Annotated in this window: 25 protein-coding genes and 1 pseudogene; 21 read left to right on the forward strand and 5 right to left on the reverse strand. The window is 63.4% G+C overall.

From position 1 onward, the window contains the following. Positions 1-70 precede the first annotated feature (70 nt). The 4 genes from GEU01_RS06700 to wrbA all read left to right on the forward strand — a co-directional run bounded on the left by GEU01_RS06700 (position 71) and on the right by wrbA (position 2,276). Positions 71-274 (forward strand): TOBE domain-containing protein, encoded by a 204-nt coding sequence (locus GEU01_RS06700; RefSeq protein WP_010508531.1) that lies wholly within the window; start codon positions 71-73, stop codon positions 272-274. A 200-nt stretch (positions 275-474) separates the two neighbouring features. Beyond that, positions 475-762, forward strand: a complete 288-nt coding sequence (locus tag GEU01_RS06705) for a hypothetical protein (protein ID WP_220464761.1) — start codon at positions 475-477, stop codon at positions 760-762. A gap of 92 nt (positions 763-854) precedes the next feature. After that, positions 855-1,541 carry a phosphoribosyltransferase gene (locus GEU01_RS06710; protein ID WP_232272433.1) on the forward strand — a complete coding sequence of 229 codons (687 nt, stop codon included), beginning with the start codon at positions 855-857 and terminating at the stop codon, positions 1,539-1,541. A 135-nt stretch (positions 1,542-1,676) separates the two neighbouring features. Further along, on the forward strand, positions 1,677-2,276 hold the full coding sequence (gene wrbA / locus GEU01_RS06715) for an NAD(P)H:quinone oxidoreductase (RefSeq protein ID WP_026018554.1): 600 nt from the start codon (positions 1,677-1,679) through the stop codon (positions 2,274-2,276). Positions 2,277-2,298: 22 nt separating this feature from the next. On the opposite strand, the gene GEU01_RS22405 is transcribed toward wrbA, so the two are convergent. Beyond that, the gene (locus tag GEU01_RS22405; RefSeq protein WP_019085460.1) at positions 2,299-3,216 is read right to left on the reverse strand and encodes a LysR family transcriptional regulator; all 918 of its coding nucleotides are present in this window, start codon (positions 3,214-3,216) and stop codon (positions 2,299-2,301) included. 188 nt (positions 3,217-3,404) lie between these two features. On the opposite strand from GEU01_RS22405, the gene GEU01_RS06730 reads away from it, so the two are divergent. The 5 genes from GEU01_RS06730 to GEU01_RS06775 all read left to right on the forward strand — a co-directional run bounded on the left by GEU01_RS06730 (position 3,405) and on the right by GEU01_RS06775 (position 9,001). After that, on the forward strand, positions 3,405-4,106 hold the full coding sequence (locus GEU01_RS06730) for a pirin family protein (protein WP_019085461.1): 702 nt from the start codon (positions 3,405-3,407) through the stop codon (positions 4,104-4,106). Positions 4,107-4,386: 280 nt separating this feature from the next. After that, entirely contained in the window at positions 4,387-4,752 is a 366-nt protein-coding gene (locus GEU01_RS06740; RefSeq protein WP_019085463.1) for a hypothetical protein, read from the forward strand. A 291-nt stretch (positions 4,753-5,043) separates the two neighbouring features. Next, positions 5,044-6,501, forward strand: a complete 1,458-nt coding sequence (locus GEU01_RS06750; RefSeq protein ID WP_019085465.1) for a phosphomannomutase — start codon at positions 5,044-5,046, stop codon at positions 6,499-6,501. Positions 6,502-6,996: 495 nt separating this feature from the next. Continuing rightward, the gene (locus tag GEU01_RS06760) at positions 6,997-8,025 is read left to right on the forward strand and encodes an MYG1 family protein (protein WP_019085467.1); all 1,029 of its coding nucleotides are present in this window, start codon (positions 6,997-6,999) and stop codon (positions 8,023-8,025) included. A gap of 643 nt (positions 8,026-8,668) precedes the next feature. Next, positions 8,669-9,001 (forward strand): hypothetical protein, encoded by a 333-nt coding sequence (locus GEU01_RS06775; protein ID WP_010508517.1) that lies wholly within the window; start codon positions 8,669-8,671, stop codon positions 8,999-9,001. A gap of 59 nt (positions 9,002-9,060) precedes the next feature. Here GEU01_RS06775 and GEU01_RS06780 read toward each other — a convergent pair whose 3' ends face one another. Continuing rightward, a complete protein-coding gene (locus GEU01_RS06780; protein WP_019085469.1) occupies positions 9,061-9,540 on the reverse strand; it encodes a GAF domain-containing protein in 480 nt (159 codons plus the stop codon). Positions 9,541-9,792: 252 nt separating this feature from the next. Between GEU01_RS06780 and GEU01_RS06785 the strand changes: the two genes are divergently transcribed. The 9 genes from GEU01_RS06785 to GEU01_RS06825 all read left to right on the forward strand — a co-directional run bounded on the left by GEU01_RS06785 (position 9,793) and on the right by GEU01_RS06825 (position 18,693). Then, positions 9,793-10,194, forward strand: a complete 402-nt coding sequence (locus GEU01_RS06785; RefSeq protein WP_019085470.1) for a hypothetical protein — start codon at positions 9,793-9,795, stop codon at positions 10,192-10,194. A 66-nt stretch (positions 10,195-10,260) separates the two neighbouring features. Next, complete coding sequence (locus tag GEU01_RS06790) at positions 10,261-11,121, forward strand: glucose 1-dehydrogenase (RefSeq protein ID WP_010508514.1); 861 nt, start codon at positions 10,261-10,263, stop codon at positions 11,119-11,121. Next, entirely contained in the window at positions 11,114-12,442 is a 1,329-nt protein-coding gene (locus GEU01_RS06795; RefSeq protein WP_019085471.1) for an AGE family epimerase/isomerase, read from the forward strand. Before GEU01_RS06790 ends, GEU01_RS06795 begins: the two co-directional genes overlap by 8 nt. Positions 12,443-12,807: 365 nt before the next feature. After that, a complete protein-coding gene (locus GEU01_RS06800; protein ID WP_019085472.1) occupies positions 12,808-13,809 on the forward strand; it encodes an ABC transporter permease in 1,002 nt (333 codons plus the stop codon). Next, entirely contained in the window at positions 13,806-14,777 is a 972-nt protein-coding gene (locus GEU01_RS06805; RefSeq protein WP_019085473.1) for an ABC transporter permease, read from the forward strand. Before GEU01_RS06800 ends, GEU01_RS06805 begins: the two co-directional genes overlap by 4 nt. Then, complete coding sequence (locus GEU01_RS06810) at positions 14,767-15,798, forward strand: ABC transporter ATP-binding protein (protein WP_019085474.1); 1,032 nt, start codon at positions 14,767-14,769, stop codon at positions 15,796-15,798. Before GEU01_RS06805 ends, GEU01_RS06810 begins: the two co-directional genes overlap by 11 nt. After that, positions 15,795-16,802, forward strand: coding sequence for an ABC transporter ATP-binding protein (locus GEU01_RS06815; RefSeq protein ID WP_019085475.1), 1,008 nt, complete (start codon positions 15,795-15,797; stop codon positions 16,800-16,802). The genes GEU01_RS06810 and GEU01_RS06815 overlap by 4 nt, the downstream gene beginning before the upstream one ends. 126 nt (positions 16,803-16,928) lie before the next feature. After that, positions 16,929-17,732: a 2-keto-4-pentenoate hydratase gene (locus GEU01_RS06820; protein WP_019085476.1), complete on the forward strand. Its 804-nt coding sequence runs from the start codon at positions 16,929-16,931 to the stop codon at positions 17,730-17,732. 31 nt (positions 17,733-17,763) lie between these two features. Further along, positions 17,764-18,693 carry a 2-hydroxyacid dehydrogenase gene (locus tag GEU01_RS06825; protein WP_019085477.1) on the forward strand — a complete coding sequence of 310 codons (930 nt, stop codon included), beginning with the start codon at positions 17,764-17,766 and terminating at the stop codon, positions 18,691-18,693. Between the two features lie 144 nt (positions 18,694-18,837). Here GEU01_RS06825 and GEU01_RS22410 read toward each other — a convergent pair. Further along, positions 18,838-19,854: pseudogene (locus GEU01_RS22410) on the reverse strand (LLM class flavin-dependent oxidoreductase). Positions 19,855-19,953: 99 nt separating this feature from the next. Further along, on the reverse strand, positions 19,954-20,244 hold the full coding sequence (locus GEU01_RS25650; protein WP_157212821.1) for a hypothetical protein: 291 nt from the start codon (positions 20,242-20,244) through the stop codon (positions 19,954-19,956). Positions 20,245-20,261: 17 nt separating this feature from the next. Between GEU01_RS25650 and GEU01_RS06835 the strand changes: the two genes are divergently transcribed. Next, positions 20,262-20,450 (forward strand): hypothetical protein, encoded by a 189-nt coding sequence (locus tag GEU01_RS06835; protein ID WP_010508502.1) that lies wholly within the window; start codon positions 20,262-20,264, stop codon positions 20,448-20,450. Between the two features lie 18 nt (positions 20,451-20,468). Here the strand turns inward: GEU01_RS06835 and panS are convergent, their stop codons facing one another. Continuing rightward, the gene (panS, locus tag GEU01_RS06840; protein ID WP_026018556.1) at positions 20,469-21,389 is read right to left on the reverse strand and encodes a ketopantoate/pantoate/pantothenate transporter PanS; all 921 of its coding nucleotides are present in this window, start codon (positions 21,387-21,389) and stop codon (positions 20,469-20,471) included. A gap of 230 nt (positions 21,390-21,619) precedes the next feature. On the opposite strand from panS, the gene GEU01_RS06850 reads away from it, so the two are divergent. Both GEU01_RS06850 and GEU01_RS06855 read left to right on the forward strand, forming a co-directional pair. Beyond that, positions 21,620-23,554 (forward strand): N-acyl-D-amino-acid deacylase family protein, encoded by a 1,935-nt coding sequence (locus GEU01_RS06850; protein WP_019085483.1) that lies wholly within the window; start codon positions 21,620-21,622, stop codon positions 23,552-23,554. Positions 23,555-23,736: 182 nt separating this feature from the next. After that, positions 23,737-24,900 carry an OprO/OprP family phosphate-selective porin gene (locus GEU01_RS06855; RefSeq protein ID WP_019085484.1) on the forward strand — a complete coding sequence of 388 codons (1,164 nt, stop codon included), beginning with the start codon at positions 23,737-23,739 and terminating at the stop codon, positions 24,898-24,900. The last annotated feature ends 256 nt before the right edge of the window (positions 24,901-25,156 follow it).

Consider the following 25,156-nt stretch of genomic DNA (forward strand, 5'->3'; position numbering starts at 1 on the left):
CCATGGTTTGATTTTCTGCCCGTTTCGTGATTACAGCCAGTACGACGAAACGTAAAAGGAATGACGGAAAATGAAGATCAGCGCACGGAACCAGATCGCGGGCAAGATCACGGCCATCACCAAGGGGGCGACCACGTCCCATGTCAGCATCGACATTGGTGGCGCCATCATCACCGCTTCGATCACCAATGAAGCGGTTGCCGACCTGAAGCTGAAGATCGGTGAAAAGGCGACCGCCATCATCAAGGCATCCGATGTCATGGTGGGCGTGTAAGGGTCACGGACCCGCGCGCCGTCAGCACCCACGGGCGGGCGGCGCACCGCCTTTTCCCGACATGAACAATCCCTAACCTGCGGGATACAAAAAGACAGGATCCGAACACAGGCTGGCCATGTTGCGCGCATAACCTGCGATCAACAAACCTTTAAGGTAATGCCCCTGTGCCCCTGAAAATCGCATGTTCCGGCATATTCATGCTGCTGGCAATCACTACGTGTATCCCGGCACAGGCCCGGTCGTACCGTATCCATATCCCGACCGCCAGCCGCCACGTGCAGGAAGTCAACACGGAAATGGGCTATATACATGGCCATGCCGCCGTCCTGCCGCCCGACAGCAGCGCCTATCGCAACATTGACGCCAAATGCGCCGGACGTGGGCTGAATAACGTCACCACGCAAAGTGTGACGGTCGGCATCAGCAGATCCTCGCGCCGTAATTTCTACACGCAGTGCATGATCGAAAGCGGCGCGTGGCGATAACACGCTAGGGGACTGGCGCGCCGGAAACCGTCCGGATATCGTGGCATGCAGGCAGATATTGCCCAGACAGCCCCAACCACCGGAACGTATTCGTGCACATATCCCCCTATCACGCCCAATGGCATGCGCATTCCATGCCGGAACACCAGATGGATCACGACAACAGCTATCCCGTGCGGCTGGTGGATGGATCGACGCTGGTCCTGCCGCTGCGTCCCCTGCCGGGCGGGGAAAAGGCCATTGCGCTGCTCATGTCCAACCAGACGGGATTTGCCGTCGAACGCGCACTGATCCGCCTGCTGACCGATATGGTGCGGGAACTGAAACCGAAGGTAATTGTCGGCGTGCCGACCATGGGACTGGCCTATGCCCGGCCCGTGGCGGAAAACCTAGGGTTTGATGATTATGTCGCATTGGGGCATTCGCGCAAATTCTGGTACGACAGTGCGCTGTCGCAATGCCTGACATCGTCCACCAGTCCCGATCAGGCCAAGCACCTGTATCTTGATCCCGCCCTTGTCGAGCGCGTGCGCGGCAGGCGCGTTGTGGTCATGGATGACGTGCTGAACACCGGCCGGACAGCAGCGGCGGCCATCCGCCTCATGCAGAAGGTCCAGGCGCGGGTTGCCGGCGTCACGGCGGTCCTGACCGAAGGCTGGGCATGGCGGACCGAACTGGAACATACGGGCCCCGACACGCCCGGACTGGTGCATGCCCTTGGGCATATTCCCATGTTTGGCCGCACCGAAGCGGGCTGGCGGCCCCTTGCCGATACCTGATTCCGAGCTGCGCGCGTCACATAAAGACGGGAAACGGAGCGTTTCCGATTTTGGCGTATGCAGCCCTGCTGCACGACGTATTGTCAGGAAGGTTCCTGCGGGAAACAGTCCATGACACAGCAAGGGATTACGAAATTGTCTAAGGTTCTCGTACTGTATTATTCCACCTACGGCCATGTCGAAACGATGGCCCATGCCGTGGCCGAAGGGGTTCGCGCGGCGGGGATGGAGGCGGACGTGAAACGCGTGCCCGAACTGGTGCCGGAAGACGTGGCGAAAGCCCATCATTTCAAGACCGAACAGGCTGCTCCCATCGCCACCACGGCGGAACTGCCGGAATATGATGCGGTCATTGTCGGCGCGCCGACGCGTTTCGGGCGGCTGCCGTCACAGATGGCCAATTTCTGGGACCAGACCGGCGGCCTGTGGCTGAAGGGGGCGCTGGTGGGCAAGGTGGGCGCGGTGTTCACCTCCACCGCATCACAGCATGGCGGGCACGAAACGACCCTGTATTCGCTCATGTCGAACCTGCTGCACCATGGCATGGTGATTACCGGCTTGCCCTACACCTTTCAGGGTCAGATGAAGGTGGATGAAGTGACCGGCGGCGCGCCCTATGGCGCCACCACGATCGCGGCGGGCGACGGGTCACGCCAGCCCAGCGCCACCGAACTGGATGGCGCGCGTTTCCTGGGGCGGCATGTGGCGGGGCTGGCGAGGAAGCTGGCTGCCTGATCCATACGACACGCCCGGTCCGTCAGTCATGACGTGCCCATGGCGGGTGCGCGAACGCACCCGCCAGATAATCGATAAGGGCCGTGACCCGCACGGGCCGCAGGGTGCTGCCGGGCGTCACCAGGTACAGGGCCACGGGCGGGGCTGCCCACCGGGGCAGGAGACGGGTGAGCCTGCCGGATTTCAGCCCGTCCCACACCATGAATTCCGGAAACAGGCCAAAGCCCAGACCGGCCTCAAGCGCAGGCAGGAAGGTTTCGGCGTTATCCGCGCGCAGCCGCGCGGTCTGGCACAGGACGAACTCCCGCCCGTTTCCCTCATGCTGCAGGCGGATCATGCCGGGGGCGGAGGTATTGGTGTAAACGAAGCTCCTGTGCCCCTCCAGCGCACGGGGATCATCGGGGTGGCCGATCCGTTCCACATATCCCGGCGTGGCCACCAGCAGCAGCCGCACTGTACACAGCCGCCGCGCCAGCAGGGCGGAATCCGCCAGCGACGCAATGCGCAGCGCCATGTCATATCCCCCCGCCACTAGGTCCACGATGGCATCGCTATAGTCGATGGTCATGTCGATTTCAGGGTAGCGCACAAGGAAATCCGGCAGGAGCGGGGCCAGATGCCGGACCCCGAAAACCATGGGGGCCGCAACCCGTATCAGGCCCGATGGCGCCAGCGTGCCACCGCGTGCTTCCATTTCTGCGGCCTCGGCTTCGGCCAGGATCCGGTTGGCATGACCCAGCAGCATCCGCCCCGTCTCGGTCAGCGACATCTGCCGTGAATTGCGGTTGAACAGGGCGACGCCCAGCGACTGCTCCAGCCGGCCTATGGCCTTGGACACGGTGGGTTTGGACAACTGGACGTCCTCCGCCGCGCGCGCAAACGAACCGCGTTCCGCCACTTTTGCAAAAATGGCCCATGCCTCGAAATCAGGCAGCCGCATTGCACAATCCCACGCAATGATTCCCAGTGCGTGTTTCCATATCTTATCGGCCCCGGCATGTCTCCCTCCGCATGATGGCCTATGGACAACAAATGGAAACGATAGGTTTCCTTCATTTCCATATTCACGATTCCGGTCGGGCGCTAACGTGGTGTCCATAGTCAACGCAGCCAACTGGAGAAAAACCGATGATTGAAGTTCGCCCCTTTGGCCAGCTGGGCCATGCCGACCATGGCTGGCTGGATGCACGCCACCATTTCTCGTTCGCGCATTACCATGACCCCGACCGCATGAACTGGGGGGCGCTGCGGGTGTGGAATGACGACATGATCGCCCCCGGCACCGGTTTAGGCACCCACCAGCACCGGGATATGGAAATCATTACCTATATCCGCGAAGGCGCAATCACCCATACCGACAGCCTTGGCAATACCGGGCGGACGGATGCGGGCGATGTGCAGGTGATGTCCGCCGGCACCGGCATCCGCCATGCCGAACACAACCGCGAGGACGTGGCCACCCGCCTGTTCCAGATATGGATCATGCCTGACCGTGCGGGCCATGCGCCGTCATGGGGCACGCGGTCCTTTCCCAGGGGCGACCGGGCGGGACGGTTCGTGGTCCTTGCCTCGGGCCATGCGGGGGATGACGACGCCCTGCCGATCAACGCCAACGCCCGCGTGCTGGGGGCAACGCTGAAGAAGGGGCAGGTTGTCGATTACCCGCTGGGCGCGGACCGGCTTGGTTACCTGGTGCCCGCACGCGGCAGTGTGGAAATCGAGGGCACGACGGTACACGAACGCGACGGTGCCGCCATTTCCGCCACCGAGACGCTGCGTGTCCGCGCGCTGGAGGACAGTGAAATCGTGCTGGTCGATACCGCCACGTGATCAGATAGGAAGAAGAGGCCAGCAATCCGGCGCATCACCGCTGACAGATTTTGATATAAACGACGTTTCCATCATGCCGTCCCCCTGCCCTGCCGTGGCCATGCATGTGCCACGGCCCCGCAGGGGGCTGGAAACAGCGATTCATCATAAACCGGCATGGTACATGACGCTTTTTTTCCACGTGCCGGACGCTGATACACGCGTCACAGCCATGCAGTTTGCGGCTACCTGACAATGTGACGACATGTAACAAACCCTCTCCGTTTCTGGAGAGAATGTAATGAAAAAGGTTCTGGCCCTGTCGGGTCTTGCAGTACTGGCTGGGTGCGCTTCCAGCCCGAAGGACGTCAAGCCCACCTATATCTCTGATACCGCCTATTCCAGCATGGACTGCCAGCAGCTTGGGCAGGAGGAACTGAAGGAGGGCGACACGCTGGAAGCCCTGACCAACAAGCAGCGCCGGGCGCACAAGACCGATACGTGGGGCGTGCTGGCGCTGGGCGTGCCGCTGTCTGAAATGACCGGGTCGGACGTGGCCGGCGTTCTGGCACGCGAAAAGGGCAAGATGGAAGCCATCCAGCGCATGCAGATCGCAAAATCATGCCCCGGGGCCGGTGTGGCCGTCGTGCCGGCGACACTGGATTGATCCCTGTCCCCTTTCCCATCGCGCCGCGCATGACCTGATACATGTCATGCGCACCGGATGGAAACAGGGCTTTTTCCGGCCGCATTTCCATGATTGGCTGGATGGCATGATCCGGATGGAAAAAAGATGGCAGGACATGACGGGCGGAAGCCTGCCGGCCACCATGCCGGGCAGGCATGGTCATGTATGCCAACCCTGTCGCCCGCATGTGTTTACTCCGGACAGACAACAGGTCAACATGCGTCCGCCCCGTCATAGCTGTGAGAGAAATACATGAAAATAGCCCAGTGGATGAAGGAGTCCGGTGTTGCCTTCGGCACCAGCGGCGCGCGTGGCCTTGTGACCGCCATGACGGATTCCGTCTGCTTCGCCTATACGGTGGGCTATCTCAGGCATCTGGCCAGCCTGGGTGAATTCGCGCCCGGCACGCCGGTCGCGGTGGCAGGCGACCTGCGCCCCAGCACGCCGCACATCCTGCGGGCCTGTGTCGCGGCCATTACCTATATGGAGGGTGTGCCGGTTTTCTGCGGGTTCGTACCGACACCGGCGCTGTGCCTGCATGCGTTCACGCTTGGTATCCCCTCCCTCATGGTGACGGGCAGCCATATCCCGGCTGATCGCAATGGCATCAAGTTCAACCGCGCGCGTGGCGAATTCCTCAAGACCGACGAAGCCGCCATGCGGGAGGAGGACGTGACCCTGCCCGATGGCTGGTTTGACACGACCGGGGCGCTGGTGCGCGATATCGTCCTGCCGGTCATAACCGATGTCGTTCCGGGCTTTGTCGCCCGTTACCGTGATTTCTTTGGCCCCGATGCCCTGTCCGGCCTGAAACTGGGCATTTACCAGCATTCCGCCGTGGGGCGTGACGTGATGGTGGAAATTGTCGAGGCACTGGGCGGCACCGCCGTGCCACTGGGCCGCATGGACACGTTCATTCCCGTCGATACCGAGGCCGTGCGCCCCGAAGATGCCGCCCTGGCCCGCGAATGGGCCAGCGACGGCACGCTGGACGCCATCCTGACCACCGATGGCGATTCCGACCGCCCCCTGCTGGCGGACCGGCATGGCAACTGGCTGCGGGGGGATGTGCTGGGGATCATTGCCGCGCGTTTCCTTGGCGCCGCCGCCGTGACAACGCCGGTCAGCAGCAACACCGCGCTGGAACAGGCCGGTTTTGCCCGTGACATACGGCGCACCCGCATCGGCTCCCCCTTTGTCGTCGCAGCCATGACCGACGCGGCTAAAGCAGGGCTGCTGCCCTCCGTCGGGTATGAAGCCAATGGCGGCTTCCTGCTGGCCAGTGACGTGACACGGGGCGCGCGCACCCTTGCCGCCCTGCCCACGCGGGATTCCATCCTGCCCATGATCTGCGCCCTTGTCGCGGCACGGCAGCAGGGGGTGGATCTGGCGGGGCTTGTGGCCGCCCTGCCCCGGCGCTTCACACTAAGTGACCGGCTGAAGGAAATGCCGACAGCGCAGAGCCAGGCACGGATTGCCGCACTCCGTCAGGATCCGGCAAACGGGGCCGCCGCACTGGGCCTGCAGGATGCCTGCGGCGGGCTTGCGCATGTCGATGAAACGGACGGCCTGCGCATGACGTTCGAAAACGGGGAAATCGTGCACCTGCGCCCCTCCGGCAATGCGCCGGAACTGCGGGTCTATGTGGAGGGCGACAGCCCCGAACGCACGGCGGAACTGCTGAAAACCGGCATGGACGGCGTCAGCACATGGCGCGATACGCCGTAACCGGCAGCGGATCGCATCCATCCTGAACCGCGGGGGGACATATCGCCTTTCTCCCCCGTCAAACCTTCCCCCTGTGCCAGCGTTGCAAAGGCGCGGCATCAGGGGGCCAGTCATGCACCATACTTCCCGGATATTCATGGCCTGTGCCATCATCATCTGTCTTGCGGGATGCCGTGACCCGCACCGGGACCATCCAGTGTACTGGCATGAAGACCAGCAGCGCGGCAAACATCACCCGCAGGATGTCCGTGGTGCATATTAATGGTCAGCCCGGCAATCATGAGAACGTTTCCGGCAACGCTTTTTCAGGCAGGCGCTGATTGCGGCGCCATCGGCCATTCATACGATATGTCGCCATGAATGGCCTGATATGCGGGATTTTTACCCTGCGCCTGACACGGACGGGATGGTGCGGAAGCCGGTTGTCTTGGGCCGGCCTTTGCGGCATGACGGGGGCATATCAGAATTCCATTCCCGTCCATCAGCAGGTTTCCCATGTCCGAGCATACCCCCATTGGCCTTGACAACGCAGCCGCCCCCGTCCGGGCGCTGACCCATTCGGGGAATTTCCACGTTGATGAAACACTGGGATATGTCATCCTTCACTACGCCCTTGCGCCCAAAGGTGACCTGCGCGCCCGCGTTCTGGGTGACGGACCTGCCGACCGGCTGGAATTCATCCGTTCACGTTCCCCCGACCGGATCGCAGCATCCGATATCGTGTTTGACGTAGGCGGCCAGTATGACCCGGCAAAGGGCCGTTATGACCATCACATGAAGGACAAGCCCCTGCGTGATGACGGAACGCCTTACAGCGCCGCGGGCCTGCTGTGGAAGGATTACGGGGTCGCCGCCATCCGCAATATCGTGCAGACGCAGGTGGATGAGGCGGACATTGCCGCCATATGGCAGGCCCTGGACAGGTCACTGGTCCTGCCGATTGACGAGGACGACAATGGCGTCGTGAAAATGGGCAGGCTGTCGCTGGCCGATATCGTATCGTCCTGCCGTCCGGCATGGGACACCACCGAACTGTATGGCCCGGAGGAAGCACGGCGGCGCGAGACGCTGGGCTTCGCCAATGCCGCGACGACCGTGGCCTCCCATCTGGTCAATGCGGTGGACCGCGTGCGCGCCAGCCTGAAGGCCGCCCACCGGGTCATGGCCGCCTACGAAGCCGCCGAAGACAAGCGCATCCTGCTGATGGATACGGGCATGCCGACCGAGAAGGTCATTTTCGAAAATGACCTGCCCGTCGTCTATGTCGTCTCCCCTGCCGCCCCCGACCGCTGGAACGTCAAGGCGGTGCCACCCGTGCGCGGCGATTTCGGGCAGCGTGTCTCCCTGCCTGAGGCATGGCGTGGACTGGATGGGGAAAAACTGGCCCGGGTATGCGGCGTGCCTGACGCGGTATTTGCCCATCCCGCGCGCTTCATCTGTGGCGCGGGCAGCAAGGAAGGGGCGCTGCAGATGGCGCGCCTGGCGCTGAAGATCAATGATGAACTGGAACAGGCCGGGGACTGATCCCGCCTGTACCCCTCCGCTGTCAGGCTGATACGGCATGCGGCGCGGCCTGACGGGGCAGATGCCGCAAACGTGATGGGTCATCAGGATCATCCCCCGCCTGCGGGCCTGTCCCGCCCCTGTTAAGGCGCCCCGTGCCTGCCTACATCGCCTGCATCGGGTGGTTTTCCACCACCCGGACCTGGAGGTCGCCATGGACAGGGGAACCCGCTACCGCACCAATCCCGATGTCATCGATATGGTTGGCATTGGCATGGTCCTGCTTACACTCGCACTATGGCTGTCGTTTATCTTCATATGACGGTCCAGCCAGATGGACCCGACTGCTTCTGACGGAGGCTGCAATGTGGATACACCTGCGCCGCCAGCGCCTTGCTGGCACAGCACCGACCGGACGTCTTTCACGATGGGATATTGCGGGACCGGCACTGATCGCCGCTGCATTCGCCCTTTCAACGGCCATGATATTCCTGTTCTGAAACACCACGCCCGCACCATGAAAGCCCGGCACATTGTGGCCGGGCTTTTTCATATCCCCGTCCCGTCGCCGCATGGCGTGTGCGGGGCATACTTCCCCTGATTGGCGCCGCAGGCAGGGCTGGGCTAAGTTCATGCCCCTGAGCCCGGAGAGGAAGATCACATCATGGATACCAAGACCATTGCCGAAGCCTACTTCACGCTGGGCACCCATATCGAGGACAGCCAGGCCCGCGTCAGTGATGCGGCCGAAGCACTGATCCCCCTTGTCAAGCGCGGCGATACGGATGCGGTCAGCGCACTGGACAACCTGCGCAAGGCGGCCGTTTCCATGCAGGCCGAACGGCTGTGGGCGGAATATCTGTGGCAGCTTGCATCGGGCAAGAACCCGGCCCCGCCCGCCGATACCACAACCACGCCGGACCAGCCCCAGCCGCACACGTTCCTTGACAGCCTGCTGGGTGAACTGACCGACTACATCAGATACGGAAAATCCTGATCTGATCCATTTCTCGCCCGCCCAGGCCGTGGGCCGGGCGGACAGCTTTCGCCTGTTTCCTATGCCGTCCCGACCGGGATGGCACGCACCAGCAGATCCACGATCTTTTCCAGCATGATCCGGTCGGTATCGGAAAAACGCTCGCGCACCGGACTGTCGACATCCAGTACGCCCAGCAGCCGGTCGCCTGCAATGACCGGCACCACGATTTCGGAAGCCGAGGCCGCGTCACAGGCGATATGCCCGGGAAAGGCATGCACGTCGGGCACGATAATTGTCCGCCGTTCCCGCGCCACCGTCCCGCACACCCCCTTGCCATAGGCGATGCGCGTGCAGGCCATGCTCCCCTGAAAGGGCCCCAGCACAAGCTGGCCTTCTTTCCAGATATAAAACCCAGCCCAGTTCAGGTCGGGCAGCGCCTCGAAAATCATGGCCGCGATATTGGCCATGTCCGCAATCATGTCCGGTTCGTTCGCCACGACTGATGCCACGGCGGCAACCAGTTCCTGCGCACCCAGGCGTTTTTGGGGGGCGGTCATCGGTCTTGTCCTTCCTGCACCATATCCGGGAACGAAACACGACGCCCGTTCTCCCATCCCCATGACATAGGCGATATCCGCCCGGCCATACAGACCGCAGACCACCACGGGCAGCCAGCGTCCCGCCCGCCTGATGCAACCTGCCGCCCTGCCGCGGGTTTAATGCGCGGCACATGATGGCCGCAATGGCCCACGGACCGCACCATTTCACACCACCACGTCATTTCACGTCCCGCCAGAAGGATGCCACGAATGTCGTACCGTCCAGTCATCACCCTGCCCGCCATGACGCCGGGCATCCTGTTCGGGGGCGGCATGTTGCCCGCCATGGCGCGCGACATGGCCATGCCCCCTTCCGCGACGCCACAGGCCATGATCGACGCGGCACCGGGTGCGCGGCTGGCGGGCTACCTGAATTTCTGCATTGAAAATGGCCTGGCTGACCATGCAGGTGCGACCCCGCTCATGAATACGCTGATCCATAGCACCGGCGCGGTTCCGCCCGATGAACACGGCAATATGGATTATGCCTATGGCACGGTGGGCGTCCTGCAACCCGGTAGCGGCAACATGCCGCGCATGACCGACCTCGATATCCCGGCGCGACACGACGCCTGTACGCACGCGGTGAAAAAGGCGGGCATGGGCGCATGATGGACGGTTTCCCCTTCCCCGCGCCCGTACGGGCACATCTCGCAATCCACATGACGGAGTCCACGCATGCCCCACAGCATTCCCGCACAGAGCCAGCCCCACCAGCCCGGCATTGAACGCCTGCTTGACCCGCCGGCGGAACATATCCGCGCCGATTACATGGGCAGCGGCAAGCTGAAGGGACGCAGGGCGCTGGTCAGCGGTGGTGACAGTGGCATCGGGCGTGCCGCCGCCGTGCATTTCGCACGTGAAGGGGCCGATGTCGCCATCGTGTACCTGGAGGAGGACGAGGACGCCAACGAAACGGTGCGCCTGATCGAAGCCGAAGGGGGCCGCGCGCTGGCCATACGCGGCGATGTATCGTGCAGCACGGCATGCGATGACGCGGTGGCCCGCACGGTGCGGGCCCTTGGCGGGCTGGATATCGTGGTCAATAACGCCTCCGTCCAGTACGTCAGCAGCGACCTGACCGATATTACGGACGAAACCTGGCAACGTCACATGGACGTGAACATCAATGGCTATTTCTACCTGACCCGCGCGGCCCTGCCGCATCTGGGACCGGACAGCGCGATCATCAACACGTCCTCGGTCAACGCGTTCGCGGGCAATGAGTCACTGGTTGCCTATACCACGACCAAGGGGGCGGAAATGGGCTTTACCCGCGCCCTGGCGCTGCAGCTTGCACCAAGGGGCATACGGGTCAACGCGGTCGCCCCCGGTCCGGTCTGGACACCCCTGCAACCCGCAAGCTGGGGGCCGGTCGACCCGCTGGCCGTGGCCAATCTTGGCAAGGATACGCCCATGGGCCGCATCGGTCAGCCCAGCGAGCTTGGTCCGGCCTATGTCTATCTTGCGGCAAAGGATTCATCATACGTGACCGGACAGACGCTGCACGTGAACGGGGGCATGATCGTCAATGGGTGAAGCCCTGCCCGCGCTGATGGTGCCGGCGTCCTCGTGGTTGCGCCGTTCGCCCCACCGGCTCTGGCTGGACATGCAGGGGCAGCGACTGCTGGATTTTTCCAGGCCATCCCGCGTGGCCTGTGGCTTCGCGGCGCTGGACGACCGGGGCAACCTGCCGCCCGGCGCCAGCGCCGACGCCACGCTGGGCGCGCGCATGACCCATGTCTATGCCGTGGCGACGGAACGTGGGCTGCCCGGTTGCGGGCCACTGGCGGCCCATGGGGTCAACACCATGCTGGGACCATTGGCGGACCATGAAAATGGCGGATGGTTCCTGACCCCGCCGACCGAGGGACAACCGCCGGATGCCGGGCGCAAGCAGGCGTACCTGCATGCCTTTGTCGTGCTGGCCGCATCATCGGCTACCGTGGCGGGGATTGCGGGTGCGCGCAGGCTGCTGGACAAGGCGCTTGCGGTCTGGGAACGGCATTTCTGGAGCGAGGAAGAAGGCGTTTTCCGCGAAAGCTTCGCCGCCGACTGGTCGGATGAGGAAGATTACCGGGGCGCCAACGCCAACATGCATTCGCTGGAAGCCTGCATGGCCGTGGCCGATGTGACGGGCGACCCGATCTGGCGCAACCGGGGCCTGCGCGTGGCCGAACGCTTCATCCATACACTGGCGCGCGATGCGGGTTACAGCCTGCCCGAACACTACGACCGCAACTGGCGACGGCTGGACGACTACAACCGTGGCCACCCTGCTGACCCGCTACGCCCCTATGGCATGACGCCGGGCCATTTCACGGAATGGGCGCACCTGCTGCTGAAGCTGGAAGCCGCATTGCTGCGCGCCGATGGCCGTGCGCCCGCATGGCTGCTGGAAGACGCCACCGAGATGTTCCACAACGGCATGACGGCGGGATGGGCGCGTGATGGCGCGCCGGGGCTGATCTATACGATCGACTGGAACCATGAACCCGTGGTCCATAACCGCCCCCACTGGTGCCAGGCGGAGGCCATGACGGCCGCCGCCGCCCTGCTTAAGCGCACGGGCCACCGGCGGTATGAACAGTGGTACCGCACGCTGTGGGATTATATCGACACCTTCATGATCGACCGCAGGCATGGCGGGTGGATACAGGAACTGGACCGCGACAACCGGCCATCCGCCGTGGTGTATGAAGGCAAGGCCGACCTGTACCATGCATGGCAGGCGACCATGACGCCGCTCCTGCCGCTTGCGCCCAGCTTCGCCACCGCTGTCGCCCTGCTGGAAAATCACGGCATGGCGCGTGATACGCCTGAAATCCCGAATTATTTTGGCTCATCCCAAAAACAGTAGAAGTTTCCGGGTGCTACATTTTTTCAAAAAGGTAGCGTTCTTCGAAGCTTTTTGAAAAAAGCTTCACCCAAAACTTCTTTATGATTGCTGAATGTTTTCCGGGCCAACTTTTCAGACAGTCTGCAGACCCGCCTGCGCCCGAAAGGGTCAGGCCCGTCCGCAGCGATCATGGGAATTGTGGCGACTGTTCCGGGCGCGCGTCGCCCTTGTCCATCATGGAACATGGTTTTGCCGCCCGTCATGCCCGACCGGCCGGCAAAATCGGATAAAACATGGCCCGGGTCGTGACAGCCCCTTCGCAAGCGGGGGATATGATGCCACCCTGCATTCGTGTCCTGACCCAAGTTTCTGAGTGCCATACCATCATGTCCGCCCAGACCCAGCCCCCATCCCCCGGCCCATGGCGGCAGGCCGCGCGCAACCTTGTGCGCACCCCGTCGGCCATGGTGGCGCTGGCCGTGCTGGTGGCGGTGGCCACTGCGTGCCTGCTGGCCCCGTTCTACGCCCACGCCATTGCCCGGACCAACCCGTTCCAGTCCACCGTGGCGGGCACCATCATGCTGGACGGACGGGACGTGGACATCATGCAGCCCAATGACAATCCGCTGCACCTTGGCCTCAGCCCCATCGGGCCGACATGGCGCACGACCTACATGCTGGGGGCCGACAGCCAGGGGCGCGACGTGATGGCGCGCCTGCTGTATGGCGGCCGCAATTCACTGCTGATCTCCGCCGGGGCGGCCATCACGTGCCTGCTGCTGGCGGCGGGCGTGGGAATTGTCGCGGGGTTTTTCGGCGGGATTGTCGATACCGTCCTGTCCCGGATCATGGACATCATGTGGGCCGTGCCGGTCTATCTGTTCGCCATATCGCTTTCCATTGTCATGGTCAGCCAGCAGGTGCGCCTTGGCCCGTTCGTGCTGCGGGCGGACAGACTGTTCATTCCCGTCATGATCATCGCGCTGGTTTACGTGCCCTATGCCGCGCGCCCGATACGCGGGCGGGTCATGGCGTTGCGACGGGCGGAATTCGTGACGGCCGCGCGCTGTCTGGGCGTGCCGGGATGGCGGATCATGCTGCGCGACATCGTGCCCAATGTCATGACCACGCTGGTCACGCTCGGCCCGCTGCTGATGGCGCTGGCGCTGCTGGCGGAAAGTGCGCTGTCCTTCCTCTCGCTCGGGGTGCAGGCGCCACAGCCTTCGTGGGGGACCATCATCCAGGATGGCGAAGGCCTGATCTATACCCGCCCCATGGTGGCCGTGGCGCCCGGGATTGCGATCGTGACCGTGGTGCTGGCGCTCAATATCCTTGGTGACGGCTTGCGTGATGCGCTGGACGTGCGTGACGGGGGGCGGCGTTCATGACCGGCCTGCTGCGCCGCGCGGGCCAGACGCTGCTGGTGCTGTTTGGCGTGTCGGTCCTGGTGTTCGGCATCTTTTTCGCAACACCCGGCGCGGACCCGACCGCACGCATTGCCGGACGGAACGCATCGCCACAGACCATGGAAAAGGTGCGCCATGAATACGGCTTCGACCGCCCGCTGCCGGTGCAGTACGCGATCATGATGAAGAAGCTGTTCATCACCCGCGACCTTGCATCCTATGCCAACCGCGGCGAACGGGTGGTGCCCGAGATCATGCAGGCGGCCCCCGTCACGGCATGCCTGGTCTGCGGGGCGGCGTTCATCTGGGTGACGGCATCCATCGCCATGGGCACGGTGGCCGCCGCCATGAAGGATACATGGGTGGACCGGGGGCTGATGATGCTGGGGCTGGTGGGGATTTCCATTCCCGTGTTCTGGCTGGGGGAAGTCGCCAACCTGATCACCCAGAACCGCTATCACGACACATGGCTGTTTTCATGGGTGCCGGGGCTGGGCTACATACCCTTCAGCCAGAGCCCGCTGGGGTGGTTCCGCGCACTGGTCATTCCGTGGGTCGTGCTGGCGGTCATGTTCATCGGCATATACAGCCGCGTGCTGCGCACCGACCTTGTCACCCTGGCGGGGGAGGACTTCATGCGCACGGCGCGCGCCAAGGGCCTGTCACCCGTGCGCGTGCTGCTGTGGCACGGGCTGCGCACGTCCATGGTTACATTCGTCTCCCTGTTCGGGATGGATTTCGCGCAGCTGGCTGGCGGTGGCGCGCTGCTGACGGAAGTGGTGTTCGGCCTGCCGGGCGTCGGTCGCCTGACCTATCGCGCACTGACCACGCTGGACCTGCCGGTCATCATGGCCGCCGTCATGTATTCCGCCGTGTTCGTGGTGCTGGCCAACGCGGCGGTGGATGTGATCTACCTGTTCCTTGACCCGAGGGTGCGTGATGCCCGCTGACCGCCCCGCCCCGCTTCTGGACGTCCGTGACCTGTGTGTCGGCTTTCCCGCGCGCGGACGCATGGTGCCGATTGTCGAGCATGTCTCCTTCAGCCTGCCGGAGGCCGGGATACTGGGACTGGTGGGGGAATCCGGGTCCGGCAAGTCCGTCACCGCCATGGCGATCATGGGCCTGATTGACACGCCGGGGGTGCGGGTCAGCGGGTCGGTGCGCTTTCGCGGGCGGGAACTGGTCGGGCTGCCGCCACGGCAGATGCGCCGCCTGCGCGGGCGCGACATCGCCATGATCTTCCAGGACCCGATGACGGCGTTCACCCCTGTCTATACCATCGGCTGGCAGATTGATGAACAGATCCGCGCCCATGAACGCGTCTCCCGCACGCAGGCACGGGCGCGCACGGTGCGGATACTGGGTGAAATGGGCGTGCCCGACCCCGAACGCATGGCGCGGCGCTATCCCCACCAATTATCGGGCGGCCTGCGGCAGCGCGCGATGATCGCCATGGCGCTGTCATGCAACCCCACGCTGCTGATCGCCGATGAACCGACAACCGCGCTGGATGTAACGGTGCAGGCACAGATCCTTGACCTGATCCGTTCACTGCGCGCGACACACGGATCGTCCGTGCTGCTGATTACACATGACATGGGCGTCGTGGCCCAGACCTGTGACAGCACGCTGGTGCTGTATTCCGGCAGGGTGGCGGAAACGGGGCCATCGGGACGGGTCTTTGACCATCCCGGTCACCCCTATACCGCCGCCCTGCTGGATTCCATCCCGCCGCTCTATGGCCCACGGCCCGATCGCCTGCCCGCCATTGCCGGTGCGCCGCCCGTGCCCACGGACCGCCCGGCCGGCTGCGCCTTCGGCCCACGCTGCGCGCATGTCCATGCCACCTGCACCGCAGCCCCGCCCGCGCTGGTGCCGCTTGGCCCCGGCCATGCGGCCGCCTGCGTGCTGCCAGCCGAGGGCACGCCCCTGCCGCCGCGCACGGTTGCCCGTGGGGACGCATGCCCATGAACGATACACCGGCCCCCGCCCCGTTGATGGTGGTGCGCAACCTGTCCAAGACCTACCACGTGGGGCATGGGCGGCATCTGGTGGCGGTGGACGGCATATCCCTGTCGGTCATGCCGGGCGAGATGCTGGGACTGGTGGGAGAGTCCGGCTGCGGCAAGTCAACGCTGGGACGATGCATGCTGCGGCTGACGGACATATCGTCGGGACAGGTGGTGTTTGAAGGCCGCGACATCACCACCCTGCCTGAACGCCGCCTGCGCCCGCTGCGGCCCCGCATGCAGATGGTGTTTCAGGATTCCAGCGCCTGCCTGAACCCGCGCCGCCGTATCGGGGACCTGCTGGCCGAACCCCTGCGCGTCCATCGCGGCCCGGACGGGCGCAGGCGGTCGGCTGTGGACATTGAACGGCGCGTACGTGACCTCATGGATCTGGTCGGCCTGCCTGCCGCTGCACTGGCGCGGTATCCGCATGAATTTTCCGGCGGCCAGCGCCAGCGCATCAATATTGCCCGCGCGCTTGCGCTGTCCCCCCGCCTGGTGGTGGCGGATGAGCCGGTTTCCGCGCTGGATGTGTCGGTGCAGGCCCAGATCGTCAACCTGTTTGCCGACCTGCAGGCACGGCTGGGCCTGACCTACGTGTTCGTGGCGCATGACCTTGCGGTGGTCAGGCAGGTCTCGACCCGCGTGGCCGTCATGTATCTGGGCGCGATTGTTGAAATCGGGGCGACGGATGACGTGCTGCACCGCTCCGCCCATCCCTATACCGCCGCCCTGACCGCCGCCGTGCCCCGCCACGTGGTGGGTGCCACGCCCCCGCCGCCGCTGGGGGGTGACATACCCAGCCCCGTCAACCGCCCGGCCGGGTGCCGCTTCCATACGCGCTGTCCATATGTGCAGGACCGTTGCCGGGCGGAGGCGCCCGCCCTGCATTCAATCCGCCCCGGCCACGAAGCGGCGTGCCATTTCCCGCTTGCGCCCCATCGTGACGGATCCGTTGATGCATAATAAGAGTTTTTGGGCATCGCCTGTTTTCAAAAAGGCGGCGTTCTTCGAAACTTTTGATAATTCGCGGCGCGTCTGACCAAGACCACAGGTCACGTCCCCGGCCCTGGCATGGCGTGCGGGGGTGTGATGTGCCATCGTGCCGGGGTCATGACCGTATCGGGGGATCCCATTTTCATGCCTGCCAGCACCAGCCTGCCTGAACTGCTCCTTGCCGTACGGCGCGGCCAGTTGCCACCGCCCGCCAGCGTGGATGGGGCATTGGTTCCCGCCACGGAGGCAGAAGCCTATGCCGTGCAGGATACGGTGGGACGATCCCTCGGCCCGGTTGGCGGGTGGAAAGTAGGCGCATCCAGCCCGGATGCCGAACCCGCCTGCGCGCCCATCCATACCGCGACCATTTTCAGTGATGGCGCCACGGTCCCGGCGGATACGTGCCGCCACCTGGGGGTCGAGGCCGAGATCGGCTACCGTTTCGCCCGCGCCCTGCCCCCACGGGCCGCGCCATGGACACGTGACGAGGTACTGGACGCCATTGGCACGGCCCACCCGGTGATCGAGATCCTCGATACCCGCTTCGCCCGGCCCGGATCACTGCATAAACTGCTACATGCCGCCGACCAGCAGAGCCATGGCGCCATGATCGTAGGCCCCGGCACCACCGCGTGGCGCACGCTTGATCCGGTACGCGAACGCGTGGTGCTGCGGATCAATGGCAAGGTCGCGGTGGATCATATCGGCGGCAACGCGGCAGGCGACCCGTTGCGCATGCTTGTCTGGCTGGCCAATCATGCCGCACGTCGCGGCATGGGCATTGGTGCGGGCTGCGTGGTGACAACCGGTTCCACCACTGGCACCATTTTCGTCGCACACGGCACGGATGTCGAAGCCAGCTTCCCCGCGCTGGGGCCGGTACGCGCCCATCTGGCCTGAACCCCCTCGCCCCCCGTACGAAAGGTCTGACATGAAGCCCGATATCCTGCTGCTTGAACCCATGATGCCTGAGATCGAGAAACAGCTTGATGCGGCCTATACCGTCCATCGGCCGATAGCGGGTGAACCGTTGGATAAAATCGCCGGACTGATACGCGGTATCGCGACCGGCGGCGGCACGGGCGTGCCCCGCGCCGTCATGGACAGCCTGCCCCATCTGGAAATCATCGCCATCAACGGCATTGGCACGGACGCCGTTGACCTGAATGAAGCAAAGCGACGCGGCATCCATGTCACCACCACGCCGGGCGTACTGACCGATGACGTGGCGGACATGGCCATGGGCCTGCTGCTGTCGCTGCTGCGCGGGCTGCCGGCGGCGGACCGCTACGTGCGTGATGGCGGATGGGGCCGCAGGCCCGCGCCACCGCTGGGCCACAGGGTATCGGGGCGCAGGCTGGGCATACTGGGCATGGGCCATGTGGGACAGGCCGTGGCGACACGCGCCAGTGCATTCGGCATGCCGGTTTCCTATACCGACCGCCGTGACAAGAACCTGCCCGGTTATACTTTCGTGCCGGAACTGCCGACCCTTGCGCGCAACAGCGATGTGCTGGTTGTGGCGGCCTCCGGCGGGGCGGGATCACGGCATCTGGTCAACCGGCAGGTCCTTGATGCGCTGGGGCCGGATGGTGTGCTGGTCAACGTGGCGCGCGGGTCGGTGGTGGATGAAACCGCCCTTGTCGCAGCCCTTGCGGATGGAACACTGGGTGGCGCGGGGCTGGATGTGTTCGAACATGAACCCGACGTGCCCGAGGGGCTGCGGACCTCATCCCGTACCGTGCTGCAGCCCCACCGCGCCAGTGCCACGGTGGAAACCCGGATGGCGATGGGAAAGCTGGTCGTGGAAAATCTTGCTGCCCATTTCGCAGGCAGGCCATTGCTGACGCCGGTGGTCTGAACAGGTTTTCAAAACCGGATTACTGTTTGAAAAGAAATCAAAAATAAAAGTTTTCGGGTGCCGCCTTTTTTCAAAAAGGCGGTGTCTTTCGAAGCATTTTGAAAAAACCTTCGCCAAAAACTTCGTTTTGATCTGAAGGATGCTTCAGGGACTGACGTGTAAACCCGACGATAGCGTGGCCTGCATGGCAGCGGTCAATTCCAAGGCATGTCGCCGCAGTGCATGGTCATGAATGGGCAGCGCAACCAGAAGCTCATCGGGTTCATGCCGGGCAATGAAATCACGCAGCCGTGGCGTGATGGACTGGAGTGAACCTGCAAACGTACATGACAGGGTCTGGTCCACCATCGCCTGTTCCGCTGGCGATCACAGGCCGGTGGTATCCGTGACCGGCGGGGGAAAGGCAATGGGCCGTCCCCGCCGCAGGGCAATGAAATACTGCTGCAGGGAGGTTGCCAGCAACGCGCCTTCTTCTTCCCCATCCGCCGCAATGATGTTCACGCTCAGCATGACATGGGGCTTGGGGCAACGGTCCGAGGGTTCAAAGCGGGCACGGTAGAGGCTGATCGCCTCCGCCATCTGGCCCGGTGCGAAATGCGAGGCAAAGGCGTATGGCAGGCCAAGCCGCGCCGCCAGCACCGCCGAAAACAACGACGACCCCAGCAGCCACACCGGCACCCGCAGGCCCGTGCCGGGTATGGCGTGGACCATATGGGTGTCCATGGGGTCGGCCGGTTCAAAATAATGCAGCAGTTCGACCACGTCGGACGCAAAGCGTTCGGGCGCGTGCGGGTCACGACGCAGGGCGCGGGCCGTGCGCTGGTCCGCCCCCGGCGCACGACCGAGACCAAGGTCAATCCGGTCGGGAAACAGGGTTTCCAGCGTACCAAACTGTTCGGCGATCACCAGCGGGGAATGATTGGGCAACATGACGCCGCCCGCGCCAACACGGATGCGCCGTGTCGCCGCCGCCACCTGCCCGATCAGGATGCCCGTGGCAGCCGACGCAATGCCCGGCATGGCATGGTGTTCAGCCAGCCAGTATCGCGCAAACCCGAGATCATCGGCCAGTTGCGCCAGATCCAGCGTATTGCGGAAGGCATCGCCCGCGCTGCCGCCGCGCGTAATAAGGGAAAGGTCAAGTACGGAAAACGGGATCACGCCATTACCTCAGCACGAATGATACAGCCAGTCAGGAAGATATGGAGCGAAACGGCGTAAAATCCAGTTCGGGGCCTGTTCGGGACAGGTGTTGCATGATCATTCATCAAGGAAAAAAGAAGAAAGGTTTGCCGGATCCCGCCTTTTTTCAAAAAGACGGCGTTTCCTGAAGTTTTTTGCAAAAGGCTTTACCACAAACATCCCTGTAGCAACGCAGGCCGGAAGATCCGGCGCCACGGCGTCGGGGCGCAAAACCACCCTATCCAGCGGCACAAGGATGCATGGCGCGACCTGTGCGGTTTTATTTACGGCTTTTCTTGCTTCCGCCTGCCGTACACGCCCATTAATACAGGAACCATCCCCACGATGGCCCGTTGGACCAGCAGGCATTTCGTGGAGTATATCCCATGCTGACCCTTCTTATCATTGCCCTCATCATCTTCGCCATTGGCGGAGGTGGCTATGGTTACCGCTCAGGCTGGTATGGCGGACCGAGGGGAACCGGCTTCAACGGCCTTGGCCTGTTGCCGATCATCCTGCTGGTCGTCGCCCTTTTTTTGTTGCTGCATACGCCTGGTAACGCGCCGCCGCCATAATGGTAACGGCGCGTGGGGTCACGGGCGGCCGTCGCGTGGGGGCCGCCCCGCCCACAGCGCGGCCAGGACTGACCCCGATATGTTGTGCCATACGGAAAATACCGCCCCCGGCAGGGCCGCCAGCGGGGAGAAATACAGCCGCCCCAACGTCGCGGCCAGGCCGGAATTCTGCATGCCGACCTCCAGCGCCAGCGTGCGGCATACGCTTTCGTCAAAGCCCAGCAGGCGGCCACCCCAGTACCCACCCAGCAGCCCGATCGCGTTGTGCAACACCACCCCCAGCAGCACCAGCGGCCCCACCGCCGCAAGCGACGGGCGCACGCCCGCCACGATGCTGCCGATGATCGTCATGATCGACACCATGGCCACCAGCGGCAGCACCGGCTCAACCCGCCGGACCAGACGGGGACAGGCGGTGTTGACCACCACGCCCCCCATGACCGGCAGGGCCACGATTTCGACAATGCTGCGGAACAGTCCCCAGCTATCGACACTGAGGCCGGCCGAGACGTAAAACCGTGTCAGCACCGGGGTCGCCACGATACCGACCAGCGTGGACAGCGTGCTGATACTGACAGACAGCGCCACATCCCCGCGTGACAGGTAGATCATGACATTGGACGCCGTGCCGCTGGAAACACAGCCCACCAGCACCATGCCGGTGGCGATCATGGGCGGCATGCCCAGCATATGCGCAATCCCCCATGCCGCCAGCGGCATGACGAGATAGTGCAGCACCACGCCGGCGATGACCGGCAGCGGCCTGCGCGCGATGCGCATGAAATCCCCCGCCGTCAGCGTCACGCCCATGGTGAACATGATGAAGGCGAGCAGTGGCGTTATGGCAGGCGTCAATGCCAGGAACGGCGCGGGAGATGCAATCGCCACGGCCGAGACAAGGACCGCCCATAGCGGAAACAGCCGTGTCAGGGCCACCATGTCATGTTCCGTATATGCGGCATATGTCCACCCTGCGCTTTCCTGCCCGTTCATGCGGGATGCCTGCATACGCATCGATTGGCGATATGGCCAGAGCACGCGACAGGTGGTGGATGATTTTGTGATCCTTCCCCGCACCGCGGCACGCAACCTTCCCCCCGCCGGGCTGTTATCGTGACTGTGCGGCACGGGGTCCCGGCGTGCCCACGTTCCGACATGGGGAGACATGCGTGCCCGATACCGTTTACCGCAACGCGCTTTTTTTTGACGGCACGGGCAGCCATCCTGTCATTTCCGACATTGCCGTATCAGGTGGCCGGATCGCGGCAATCGGCCCATCGCTGGACTGGGATGAAAACGCAACACAGGTGGATTGCACCGGCCTTTGGCTGATGCCGGGGATGCTGGACATCCACACCCATCTGGACCTTGAACTGGAACTGTCCCCCGAACTGCCCGAAGTGGTGCGCCATGGCACCACCACGGTGGTGATCGGCAACTGTTCCATCGGGATCACCTATGGCCACCAGCGCAGCGCGGGGGAAGATCCCGTGGTGGACTGCTTCGCCCGGGTGGAAAACATGCCAAAGCCCGTGCTGGCCCGCGTGGCCGATGCCTGCACATGGACGGATTCACAGGGATATCTGGACCATCTTTCCAGCCTGCCGCTGGGGGCCAATATTGTCCCGCTCATTCCCCATTCCATGTTGCGCATCGCGGTCATGGGGCTGCAGCAGTCCATTACCCGTCCCCCCACAAAGCGCGAACGCGCGCAGATGGAACGTCTGGTGGATGCAGGCATGGCGCAGGGTTACGCCGGTTTTTCCACCGATGCCCTGCCCTTTCATTTCCTGGCGAACAACCCGCACAAGAAGCGCAAGATCCCGACCCAGTACGCCAGCTACCACGAACTGGCGCAGCTGACCAATGTCGTCCGCCGCTACGGGCGCGTGTGGCAGGCGACCCCGCCCAAGGATGATATCATCGAAGCGGTGCGCACCTTCTTGCTGACCAGCGGGCGGCTGTTCGGTCGCCCGCTGCGCACCACGGTGCTGGCGGCGATCGACCTGTGGACCAACCGCGCCGCGGTCAGGATGTGCCTTACGCTGTCCGCCATCCTCAATTCCCGCCTGCTGGACGGGATGTTCCGTTTTCAGGTGCTGTCGGGCACGTTCCGGATATGGAGCGACGGGGCGATCAACCCCATAGCGGACGAAATACCCGAACTGCGCGCCCTGAATGAACTGGAACTCGATGACCGGGCGGGGCGGCTGCGTATTCTGGATGACCCGCAATGGATCGCGTCCTTCCGCGCAATGTGGCTGAAGGGCAGGACAGGATGGTCGATTGCACGGCTGCGGCGACTGCTGCGGCTGGAGGACACGGTACTGACCCGGCGCCTGGCGGATATGAAGGTGGCCGAATGCCCCCTGCCCCTGTGGCAGGGCGAAACGCTGCAATACCCCTATCACCGCCTGCGGCAGTGGCAGGCGACGAAGGGACGCCATGGGGCGGTCAACGCGGAAGAAGCCGCGTTTTTCACGACCTTTCCCAATCCCATCGAGGATGACGCCGCTTTTTTCATCCACCTGATGCGGCAATGGGATACGGACCTGCGGTGGGAGACGACCTTTGCCAACCGCGATCCGGCCACGCTGAAAAGCCTGCTGCTCAACCCCCATACGCTGCCGGGATTCAATGACAGCGGCGCGCATCTGGCCAATATCGCCTTTTATGACGGAAACCTGCGGACCCTGAAAATCGCCAAGCCTGACGGGCCGCGGCAGGTGGCCATTGCCGTCCATCGGCTGACCGGCCTGCCCGCTGGCTTTTTCAACCTCAATACAGGCGTGCTGAAGGTAGGCGCGCAGGCGGATCTGTGCGTGATCGACCCAGATGCCCTGCGGCGGTGGGATCCGGAAAAAACCTATGAATTCGTCCATCGCAGTGCCCTTGGCTGCCGTCAGGTCATCAACCGGCCGCCCGGCGTCGTCCGCCATGTCGTGGTCGCGGGCCGGACGGCATGGACCGATGGCGCGTACACCCGTGACTTTGGCCAGACGGCCTTTGGCCGGGTCATGCGTGCGAAAGACCACCCGGATGAACGCACCACCCCGCACGCCCGGTCGCCGGATTACGCAGATAAGGTGAGCTCGACCGGATGACTGCCCGCCTGCCTGTCCACGCGCCCCTGTTTCCCAACAGGCAACACGTACCCGCGCATATTTGATGGCCTCTCCCGCCGTCTGTCCATGCTATGGGGCTGCGGGTGCGCCCCCAAGCATTGCGTGGAGATTACCATCCCTTGTCATGCCGATTGCAAGCCGGGTCCGCGTTAGGCGCCTTCGTGCTGCTATACGCTGTCCCCATCCATGCCCAGACCGTGCCCACCATTGACCTGCATGGCGTGACCATAAAGCCCTATGCCACGGACCAGCTTGACATGGGCGGGTTCGCCAATGCCTCCCCCAGCCATCCGGGCACGGGGGCACGGGGCGCGCGCCTGCGCAATGGCGTGCGGCTGAATATCCACAAACAGGTCGAAATCGGGGCCATATGGGATTTCGGACCCGCGCCCGGTGGGCCAATGCGCCTGTTTGAAGGCCAGGTTTCCTATGTCGGGTTGCGGCATTTCGTATTTACGGCGGGGATTTTCAAACCCAGCTTCGGCCTTGAATCCATGCAGGCGCAGGGTGATACCGTCTTTATCGAACGGTCCAGCATTTCCACCCTGACCCGCAACCTGGCCACGGGTATCGAACGGCAGGCCGTGCAGGCGGAAACCTATGGAAAACGCTATCATTTCGCACTGTCCGCCACTGCGGGCACCGCGGGGCCGGGCGAAAACGGCAACCAGCGCGCCATGGCCTTCCGCCTTGTCGGCCTGCCGGTCAGGACGCGCGCCCTGCTGTTCCATCTGGGGGTTTCGGGGGAATGGATATTCCGCCCGGCTTCCGCACGCAATGCCGCCCCGGCGCTGTCACTGTCCGATAATCCTGAAATCAATCCGGGGACGGTTTCAAAATACCTCGATACAGGGAAGATCCTGTCCGACAGCGCGGGCGCCTTCGGGGTGGAGGCCGCCGTGTCATGGAAAAGACTGCTGTTCCAGGGCGAATCCTATGACATCCTGCTGAACAGCCACGTCAGCAACAGTAGCCAGCAGCTACGCTTTCACGGATGGTACGGACAGCTTGGCTACACCATCAATGGCAGGCAGCGGGAGTGGAAGGGACGCACGGCGGCGTTTTCCTCCCCATCATGTGACAGGAAGCAGAGCGTGCTGTGCAACGGCTATGGCGTGCTGGAAGTCGCGGCCCGCTATTCACAGGCCGACCTTGAATCCGGCCCCATACATGGCGGCGACCAGCAGACCGGGTCACTGGCCGTGAACTGGTGGCCCACGGGGATCATCCGCACGACCGTGCAGTATGAATACGGGCAGGTCACGCGCACGCCATCAGCCGAACATTTCCATGCGGTCATGTCGATGTTCCAGATAAAATTCTAAAGGACTGTTCCGAATATGAAAGTTTCCCGATAGCCTGACGATCCCCTCCGCCAGCCAGACGTTGCTTCCAGTACGAAGGGGTGAACAGATCATAAGGACGTTCTTGACGAAGCTGCTTCCGGAACGTTTCGAGGCACGCCGACTTTTTGAAAAAAGCGACACCCAAAGACTTTTATTGTTTTTTATCAAGTGTTCGGTTTCAAACAGCGTCTAACAGCCCGATCCGAAAGTTTTTCAAGTTTGACAATGCCTTGCT

It is taken from the genome of Komagataeibacter europaeus LMG 18890 (assembly GCF_000285295.1).
GTDB classification, from domain to species: domain Bacteria; phylum Pseudomonadota; class Alphaproteobacteria; order Acetobacterales; family Acetobacteraceae; genus Komagataeibacter; species Komagataeibacter europaeus.